The 4457-nt window shown below is 60.7% G+C and carries 4 protein-coding genes; all 4 read right to left on the reverse strand.

The features are described 5' to 3' along the window. Positions 1-73 precede the first annotated feature (73 nt). Positions 74-376, reverse strand: coding sequence for a hypothetical protein (locus FJ398_26375; protein ID MBM3841411.1), 303 nt, complete (start codon positions 374-376; stop codon positions 74-76). A gap of 17 nt (positions 377-393) precedes the next feature. Further along, on the reverse strand, positions 394-831 hold the full coding sequence (locus FJ398_26380; GenBank protein ID MBM3841412.1) for a phage holin family protein: 438 nt from the start codon (positions 829-831) through the stop codon (positions 394-396). 182 nt (positions 832-1013) lie between these two features. Then, the gene (locus tag FJ398_26385) at positions 1014-2486 is read right to left on the reverse strand and encodes a rhamnulokinase (protein MBM3841413.1); all 1473 of its coding nucleotides are present in this window, start codon (positions 2484-2486) and stop codon (positions 1014-1016) included. After that, complete coding sequence (locus FJ398_26390; GenBank protein MBM3841414.1) at positions 2483-4309, reverse strand: ABC transporter ATP-binding protein; 1827 nt, start codon at positions 4307-4309, stop codon at positions 2483-2485. The genes FJ398_26385 and FJ398_26390 overlap by 4 nt, the downstream gene beginning before the upstream one ends. Positions 4310-4457 lie beyond the last annotated feature (148 nt).

Below are 4457 nucleotides of genomic sequence, written 5' to 3' on the forward strand. Positions count from 1 at the left end.
ATCTTGAGCTGGGTCTCCTGGAATTGACGGTAGCCTTCGAGTTGCGCCGGCGTCAGCACGCCTCCGAGCGCCTTCAGCTTGAGGTCAAACTGCTGCTTGCAGCCCGGTCGCCGCGCCGGGCGCCGCCTACTTGCGCGCGAAGCTGCAACACTTCGCCCTGCAAACCGCGTAATCGCTCCAGTTCGGCTTGATCAACTTTCAGCGGACGCAGCCGTTCGATCTCTTGGCGGAGGGCGGGCAGTTCCGCGGTTTGCGTCAAAAGCCGACTGTTTTCCGCAGCGCGCCGGTTCAGTTTTGTTTTTTGCCAGATGGGAGCCGCCACCCCGGCAACGACCAGGGCGGTGATGACGCCAGTTTTCAATTGGGTCGTGGTCATCAGTGATCACTGATCGGTCACACGTCAATGACCGGTCCGTCGCCGCTGTCGCGTCCTCCGGGAGGTCCCTTTCCGCGCCGGGTCTCGATCTTCACTTGATGCGTGCCGAGCATGAGGTTGACGACCAGCGAAACAATGCTGATCACCAGGGAGCCCCAAAAGGCCGCACCGAAACTGTCCACGTGGAACGGGCGCACCAGCCAGCCGACGAACGAGAGCAACATCGCGTTGATTACCAGGGTGAACAGGCCCAGGGTGAGGATGAGCAACGGCAGCGACAAGAGCAGCATTACGGGCCGAAGAAACGCATTCAAGACGCCCAACAGCAAAGACGCCACCAGGAGACCACCGAGCGTGTCGTAGTGAATCCCATCCACCACATTCGCTGCGACCAGCACCGCCAGCGTTGTAATGGCCCAGCGCTGGAGAAAGGGTTTTAAGTTTTCAAAGTTCAAAGTTCAAAGTTCAAAGTTCGATGTTCGATGCTCATCCCATTCCAACGCCCCGCCTCCGCTTCTGAGCAGCCGACTGCTTGTGGCCGCTTTCCCCTCCCTGCGAACGAGACCTCACCCCATCCCTCTGCCCATCGGAGGAGGAGAGGGTGTCCGCAGGACGGGAGAGGAGGTCGTTCAGGGGCTCAACGCGTCGATGATTCGAGGCGTTCAAATCGTTCATACGCGGCATCCCAGTCTTCTTTCGCTTCCGGCGCGAGGGTTTGGATGGGCAGCGATTCGCGCACAACATCCCTGGCCGAGGCCAGCGAGGGCAGATGCCCGAGCGTAATAGCCTGGATGAGCAGGTTCCCGGCGGCGGTCGCTTCGGCTGGTCCAACCACTACGGGAATTTGCGCGGCATTCGCCGTGAAACGATTCAGCAAGGCATTCTTGCTTCCGCCGCCCACGATGTGCAAGCGCTGGATCCGGCTGCCGGTGATCCGCTCCACCTGCCGCAACGTGCGGCGATAGAGCAGCGCCAGACTCTCCAAAACGCAACGGATCGTGGCGCCCGGATTCACCGGCGCAGGCTGGCTGGTTTCCGCGCAATAGTCGGCAACTTTTTTCGGCATGTCGCCGGGCGCCACGAACCGCGGGTCCGTCAAATTGACCAGCGACACGAAAGGAGGCGCGGCGGCGGCCAGTTCGGCCAGCGCGGCGTAATCGTATTCCCGCCCCTCTCTGGCCCACTCGCGGCGGCACTCTTGCACTACCCACAGTCCGACAATGTTCTTCAGAAGGCGAACGGAACCGCCGAAGCCGATTTCGTTGGTGAAGTTCAATTCGCGGCACGTTTCGTTGATGATCGGAACAGGCAAAGCCACACCCAGTAGCGACCACGTTCCCGAACTGAGGTAAGCCCAGTGTGTGCTGGACGTGCTCGGCACGGCGGCGATCGCCGCGGCCGTATCATGCGAACACGTGGCAATGACTTCCAGATTTGTCAGCCCGGTTTCGCGGGCGATTTCGGGACGCAAGGGCCCCAGCTTTGTGCCGGAGGGAACAATGGGAGGAAAGATTCGCCGCGGCAAACCCAGGGCTTCAATCAACCGGTCGGCCCACGAGCGCGTGCGGGGATTATACAACTGGCTCGTGCTGGCGAGAGATTCCTCGGCTTTCGCCACGCCTGTCAGGAGGTAATTCAAACCGTCGGCCACGAGCAACAAGTGCTGGGCGCGTTCCAACCGTTCCCGAGGCTCGGTGGCCAACTGGAACAGCGTGTTGAACGGCATGAACTGGATTCCAGTCTCGGCAAAAATCGTTTCCCAGGTCGCCTTCTTGTAGGCTGCTTCGACGCCGCGGCGCGCGCGTGCATCTCGATAATGGAACGCAGGCGGCATCAATTCCTCGCGTGGGTCGAACAACAAATAATCGACGCCCCACGTGTCACAGCCGAAGCTGGAAAAGCGCACGCCGAATGTCGCGGCTTTCGCAAGTCCCGCCTTGAGTTCGTGGAACAATTGCGGAACGTTCCAGTGGAGCGAATCACCCGCCCGAATCGGCGTATTGGGAAAGCGATGAATTTCTTCGAGGGCCAGCTTGCCGTCGTCCAACGTTCCCGCCATCAACCGGCCGCTTTCAGCGCCGAGATCGCAAGCGAGGTAGTGCGTGGTCACGCAACCTCCAACTTCTCAAAGCTTTCCTCGATGAAAGTCGTGTTCTGAATTTGGGCGAGCCGGGCGTACAGGCCGTCCTGCGCGAGCAACTCCTCGTGCGTCCCGCGCTCGATGACCTGGCCGTGCCGCAACACCAGGATCTGATCGGCATTCCGGATGGTGCTCAAACGGTGGGCAATCACAAAGCTCGTGCGGTTGGCCATGAGCCGTTCCAGGGCCTCCTGAATGAGCCTTTCCGTGGCGGTATCGACGCTGGCTGTGGCTTCGTCGAGTATGAGGATGGGCGCGTTCTTCAACAGCGCGCGCGCAATGCTGACGCGCTGCTTCTCTCCAACGCTCAATTTCACCCCCCGCTCGCCCACGCGCAATTGATATCCCTCCGGCAGACGCGCGATGAATTCATGGCAATTGGCCGCGCGGGCCGCGGCTTCGACTGCTTCCTGCGTCGCGTCCAGATTGCCATACCGAATGTTCTCCCAAACCGTCCCGTTGAAGAGAAAGGCTTCCTGGCTGACGATGCTGATCTGGGCGCGCAAGGATTCGAGCGTCACCTGGGTGATGTCCTGCCCGTCAATGGTGATCCGCCCGGAAGTCAGTTCGTAGAAGGCCGGGAGCAGATTCACAAGCGTGGATTTCCCGGCTCCGGTTGGCCCGACCAGCGCAATCATTTCGCCCGGCGCGGCGTGCAAGTTAATGTTCTTCAGGACAACGCGGTCTGCCCGGTAACTGAATCCCACGTCCCGGTACCCGACTTCGCCGCGCACCGGCGTGCGCAGGACTTGCGTGCGCGAAGCTTCGGGGCGTTCTTCGGTGGCGTCGAGGATGTCAAAGACGCGTTCGCCGGCGGCGCGCGCCGCTTGCAGCATTTGATTCAGGCCGTGCAACCGGCCGACCGGCTCATAGAAGAGCCCAAGGTAAAAGAGGAAGCCGACCAACTCGCCCACCGTCATTTTCCCTTCCAAAACCCGCGAGCCGCCAAACCACAGAACCAGCCCCATCCCCAGGGCTGCGGCAAAGCTCATCGCCGGCGAATACATGGCCCAGGCCCGCATGACGCCGAGCGTGCCTTGACGCAGTTCGTCCGCGCGTTGGGCGAATCGTTCGTCCTCGTGTTTCTGCCGCCCGAACGCTTTGATCTGGCGAATGCCCTGCAAGTTATCCATGAGCAGCGCGTTCATCGCGCTCGCCGCCTCGCGCTGCGCCCGGTAACGCCGATGCGCGGTCAGGGTGTACCAAAGCGCGCCGCCAGAAAGCAGCGGAATCGGAACAAGCGCCACTCCGGCCAGCGCGGCGTCCGTCGAAAACAGAATCGCCAGCACGCCGACGATGCTCAACACCGCGACCGTGCCTTGCTCGGTGCCATCGATCAAGACGCGCTCGACGGAGTTCACATCCTCGATCACGCGGGTCATCAGATCGCCCGAAGCGCGCTGGTCAAAGTATGGGATCGGCAGACGCTGGAGTCGGGCGTAAACCTCGCGGCGCATGTCGTAAATCACGTTCTGCTCGAACCGGTTGTTGACCCGAATCCTCAAGCCGTTGAACAGGTCGCGGAGGAGAAATGCGCCCAGCAGGGCCAACATCGCGGGCGTGAGCAACTCCGCTTGCCGGCGGCCGATGACCTCGTCGATGACGAACTGGGTCAGCTTCGGATAAGTGAACGCAAACAGAAGCGAAAGCACGGCGCAAGCGACCATCCCGAACGCCATGAGTTTGTAGGGCCGCAGGTAAACCGCTACGCGCCGCACAATTTCCCAGGTCGATCTCGCTTTGGAGGTAAAAGTCGGGTCAACGATCCGCCCGTGATGATGGTGCCCGCTCATTTGATTTGGATAACCTTATGTAAACCGAAGACTTCAAGCAGGACAACGAATTCCTTGTACCGCCTCCAAACGGGGATCACGAGGAATCCTACTACTCTTAATCCCTCAAGGACTCGGGGAGTGGGGATTAGGATTAGGATTAGTTAGT

It is taken from the genome of Verrucomicrobiota bacterium (assembly GCA_016871535.1).
In the GTDB taxonomy this organism is placed as follows: domain Bacteria; phylum Verrucomicrobiota; class Verrucomicrobiia; order Limisphaerales; family SIBE01; genus VHCZ01.

Bases quoted from the DNA above. Each gene is read 5' to 3' on its own strand.
- FJ398_26390 (MBM3841414.1), bottom strand. From the start codon at position 4,309: ATGAGCGGGCACCATCATCACGGGCGGATCGTTGACCCGACTTTTACC.
- FJ398_26375 (MBM3841411.1), bottom strand. From the start codon at position 376: ATGACCACGACCCAATTGAAAACTGGCGTCATCACCGCCCTGGTCGTT.